Origin of the sequence: Winogradskyella sp. (assembly GCF_013042245.1) — a bacterium.
Classification (GTDB): domain Bacteria; phylum Bacteroidota; class Bacteroidia; order Flavobacteriales; family Flavobacteriaceae; genus Winogradskyella.
Genome location: NZ_JABDQL010000032.1, coordinates 1 through 4,770 on the forward strand (window position 1 = coordinate 1; position 4,770 = coordinate 4,770).

General features: G+C 31.8%; 4 protein-coding genes. 1 reads left to right on the forward strand and 3 read right to left on the reverse strand.

Going from position 1 to position 4,770, the window contains the following annotated elements; all coding sequences use genetic code 11:
• Positions 1-924 precede the first annotated feature (924 nt).
• Entirely contained in the window at positions 925-2,010 is a 1,086-nt protein-coding gene (locus HKP48_RS03210; RefSeq protein WP_296342727.1) for a Fic/DOC family N-terminal domain-containing protein, read from the forward strand.
• A gap of 839 nt (positions 2,011-2,849) precedes the next feature.
• Here HKP48_RS03210 and HKP48_RS03215 read toward each other — a convergent pair.
• From HKP48_RS03215 to HKP48_RS03225, 3 genes are all read right to left on the reverse strand, one after another.
• Complete coding sequence (locus HKP48_RS03215; protein ID WP_296342728.1) at positions 2,850-3,623, reverse strand: nucleotidyl transferase AbiEii/AbiGii toxin family protein; 774 nt, start codon at positions 3,621-3,623, stop codon at positions 2,850-2,852.
• Positions 3,623-3,910: a hypothetical protein gene (locus tag HKP48_RS03220; protein ID WP_296342730.1), complete on the reverse strand. Its 288-nt coding sequence runs from the start codon at positions 3,908-3,910 to the stop codon at positions 3,623-3,625. The genes HKP48_RS03215 and HKP48_RS03220 overlap by 1 nt, the downstream gene beginning before the upstream one ends.
• A gap of 204 nt (positions 3,911-4,114) precedes the next feature.
• A partial coding sequence (locus tag HKP48_RS03225) for a DUF2779 domain-containing protein (protein WP_296342732.1) occupies positions 4,115-4,770 on the reverse strand: 656 nt, incomplete at its 5' end.

The following is a 4,770-nucleotide window of genomic DNA, read 5'->3' on the forward strand; positions in this document are numbered from 1 at the left end:
TGCAGGTAAAATATGTTCTAAAATTTGCTTTACGACAGGAGTTCCACTAAAGTTTGTACTTTTGTTCATATCTCTTTTTTTGGTCGAAATGAAGATATAAATAAAGTGGGAAATCCTATATTGGAAATCCCACTTTTAAAATTTTTTATCGGACACTACTGGAAAAAAATAACGATTTATTTATTGTTGTTATTACGTGTGTTTTTAAACTTAAATGCACAATCGGCTCGCAATTTTCAATAGGAGAGGTTTATACCTTTGAGAGTGAGTCTGCTCCTGATTTATTTATTAGTTATAACTATACTTTGGGGCGCGTATTGGCTTAAATAAAGCGAACAAAAACTTTAGGATAGAAGCACCTTTAAATGGTCAAACGGGATTTGTATCTCTACAAGCCATAGACATTTCTGATAATACCTATGTGGTTATGGCTGAGCAAGTAAATGCTCCCTAAACAGCCTTAAACTTATACAATACAAGTACTCTGCCTACTTCTACTGATGCCACATTTAATCAAAATTCAAGTTTTTTTGAAGAAAAGAAAAAAGACAGCCAATGTTAAAGGTAGCGTGGATGATGCTGTCAAGGTTTTTGATCACATCTTTTTTCGGCTGCACTCGGCAAAACTCATATAAATTTGGTTCGGCTATCGTTTGCACGAAAATTGGGTAAACGTTTTTTACTCTAAAATATTGAAACCTATAGCGATTGCTTCTTAAAAAAGTTTTATTCAAAACCCGTAGGGCTTGACCTTTACAGTATTGAGCGTTGGCTGAAGGAAGCTACCTATATTTGCTTTCTTTTTTATTTTATTCCTATCTATTTAACGAGAGTAATAATTACACCTATCACTAAAACAAAGGTAAATTTTTAGTATATTTACCCTCGTTAAGATAATGCAAGTAATATTTACCCTTGTTAAAAATGGCAAAATTTAATAGAAATACACCTTATAATAGCCTACCACTATTACCACCAAAAGCAACTTTAGAAACTACTAAAGTGTTACGCAAGACCATTGATGCCAGTAGAGCATTAGCACAACTTAATGGTATGCTTACCAATTTACCAAACCCAACATTGTTTTTAGATACTATTCATTTACAAGAGGCTAAAGCAAGTTCTGAAATAGAAAACATAATAACTACTAATGACGATTTGTATAAATCTTTAGTAGCAGATAAAAAATTTGATAACCCAGCAACAAAAGAAGTTATAAGTTATAAGGAAGCTCTTTGGAATGGCTTACAGGAAATAGAAACACGTCCTTTTATAAGTACAAACCTATGTGTTGAAATTGTACAAAGCATTAAAAAAAATACCGCAGGTATTAGAACAACGCCTGGAACTGCATTAAAAAATGCTAATGGCGAAACTATTTACACACCACCAACAGGTGAAGCTATAATAAGAGAAAAGATGGCTAACCTTGAAACCTTTATAAATGGTTCAGCTACTGTAGACCCATTAATTAAAATGGCATTAATGCACTATCAATTTGAAGCGATACACCCTTTTAGTGATGGTAATGGTAGAACAGGACGTATTTTGTTATTACTCTATTTAAAACTTGAAAAATTATTAGATACTCCAGCTATTTATTTAAGCGAATATATCATTAAAAATAAGGCTGACTATTATACTAAATTACGTGAGGTAACCGAAAATAAAGATTGGGAAGGTTGGATACTCTATATGCTTGAAATGGTAGAATATACTGCAAACAAAGGATTGCAACGTTTAAAAGATGTTACCGATTTAATGGAACAAATGACCAAAGAAATTAGAAACACCTTACCCAAAGTATATACTAAAGAATTGGTTGAAATACTATTTAGATTACCATATACGAAACGACGGTTTTTAATTGATGCCAAATTAGGTACACCAAAAACCGTAGGTAATTATTTAATGGAATTAGAAGAAGCTGGGTTTTTAATGTCTGAAAAGGTTGGTAAAGAAAAACTATACCTCAATCACAGATTAATGGCTGTGTTAGAAGCATCCTAATTTACTTGGTTAACGAAATGAAACATCAACCAACAAATCTCAATCGCATAACTAAATGATGCTATTGATGTTCAATGTGACCTTTAAAAAACAATAAATACATACACATTAAATAAACAAAGACTTGAGGTAAGGAATACTTGGATATTTCGGCTACGCTCAATACAGGCTTTAACGATGGTTTTATGCAGATGAATGAGATAACTAATATTCTAACCAACTTCATCTTACTACTGTTTCATTATAGTTCTAAATGTGGTTGTATGTTCCAATGTGAGCGTGGGATAAGCGGCTATTTAGCTCGTGTCTTTTCTATTTCAAATTAATGTACTCGTGAATATCCACAAGTTAAATTTTAGTTCCAATTTGTGCGGTTGCTGTGTGGCTTTTATACATAATACCAGTTATAGCTACGAAAATATAAGAATACTGCGTTAGCAAACCCTTGAAAGGATTTTTGCTACTATAACTTGTATTATGTAACATAGCAAGGCGTTGGTTTTGTGGCGTAATAGTTGTTTGAGCCTTTTGATAGGCTCAAGACAGGCTAAGGCAATGGCTCTTTTCATTTTTATTGTACAAATATTAAAGAAATAATTACTATTAAATAAAACAAGCAATTTGCCATTATAGCGTTGGGTACAACTATTATGACATAAAACTAAATATGCGGATGGTGAGCGGAACAACACAGGACTTTTTAAGAAAAGGTATAGTATACCTTTTTGAGAAAATGCCAGATGGAGCTATGGCAAGGATTTTGAGCTTTCGACAGGCTCAAGCCAGGGCAAGGGAAAAAACTGGGTTTTGGGTTGTGGGGACTTATTTAGCTTAACCTCTTAATTTATTGATACCCCTTTGGGTCCAGGAAAATCAACATCTAAATGTCTATATAGTTTTCTTACTTTAGTACGCCATTCTAATCTTGCCAAAGCCCAAGATTTACTTCCTTCAACTATATCAATATGATTATCTGAGTGTATGGGTATTGACGATTTAGCTGTAGTCGTTGCTTTGTCAAAACTGAGTAAAAGAAGAGGATTTGCAATAGGTGATGTATCACCATCTAAATCAAAAATGCTTTTATCCTCTTCATTATTGAACTTAGCCTGTTTGACTCTTAATTCCTCAAAGAGTTCTACTATATCAATTTCTTCGGTTATATAGTCTAAATCGTAAATATCCTTTTTAGCAGAACGACTTGAAGCACTAACTAATTTAAACAAGCCAATATCCTTTTTAGAAATAAAACGTATCTCATCAACTATTTCGATGTCATACATTGTTTTCATATTTTGAAGTACCTCAACTTTTATAATTGTTTCTCCTTTTTTAATAAGACATCTAAGGAAAACATATTGGTCATTTTCTTCACAAGGATAACTAAGGTTCATTATTGAATCGCCATAGAAAGCATTTAATTCTTCCTCAATCTTCTTATATCCCTCTATTCCAATTATTACATTAGAGAATAAATCAATATCAATAGATTTCCTATGATTATAACGATAAGCCAAATTTGTACCACCACCTAATGAGAACATTGAAAGGCTTGGTAAAGCCTGTAATTCTTTAATGGTTTTTAAAAGCGCAGAAGAAACCGCCTGCATCATTATACTGCGTAGCGATAAAAAGGTTTTGTATTGTAGCGTTTACTTACTAATTCACATACTTGATTACTAATATTCTCTTTAGTATGCTTTAAAATATCTACAATTTCTCTTTTAGAATAATAGGCTTCTAATACAGTTATATCCTTAAGAAATGTGTCCTTAGTAGTAGCATATAAAGCTCTTGGAATAATAATATCCTTATCTCTTTTAAGAGATAGTTTACTACTATCCATATCCCAAAATGCATATTTAGGGAATACTTTAGATATATCTATTCTTATACTCAAAACTTCTTTTATACTTCCTTTAAATAGTTTGTATATAAGCACATACTTAATACAAAGATATAAAATAGTATTTAAATGACTATTTAAAATGGCATTTACATCAGTACTAAAAGCAATAGTTATACCAAAAACTATATTAGTAACTTAATTATGTTTTTTATTGTAAGTGTTATAACGACTTACTTTGTTACTTATTTTAATGCTTTATTTAATGGTTCCTTTTAATACTTCATATATTTTAACCATTGCCAAAGTATCTAATTTGCAATAGTCTAAAAGGTGTTGCCTTGTTGCTTCTATATCTTCATTAAAATTTGGGTCTAAAACCATTCTGCCCCAAGTATCTAATGCCATAGTACCATTAGTAACATCTAAATCTGAATAACTTAAATCAGGAACTAAAATAGGTTGTACTTTTTTAATGGAACTTGAACCGTGAAAACGATAGTCTATGTAGTCTTTTTTGAAAATCGTCTCTAAATCAAACATATGCTCATTAATGTAAGTTAGGTAGCTTGCAAATTGAGGTAACCATCCTATTAGGTCTTTGTTTCTGCCTGTTTCAAAACTTGCGTGCCAAGACACAAATGTGCCTGTGCTTCCTGTAAAGTCATGCATGGCGCCGAGCATATCTGTTGGCATTTGCATTGCATCTAATACATATTCAAAATGCGTTAAAGTATTATCTTCTGTTAGTGTGTGAATAGATACTTGAAAGGTTAGATGTTTATGTGGACTTAAACCATCTAATCTTGGGATAGCACTTGCATAGGTCTCATAATCTATAAAATGTAATGGAAATTTTAATTTATCTAATTCCCTTTTGATGTTAGGCTTATTTATTATTGGTTGCTCTTGTT

Excerpts from the sequence above, each read along its gene's own strand:
- HKP48_RS03215 (WP_296342728.1), bottom strand. The coding sequence starts at position 3,623 with ATGATGCAGGCGGTTTCTTCTGCGCTTTTAAAAACCATTAAAGAATTA.
- HKP48_RS03210 (WP_296342727.1), top strand. The coding sequence starts at position 925 with ATGGCAAAATTTAATAGAAATACACCTTATAATAGCCTACCACTATTA.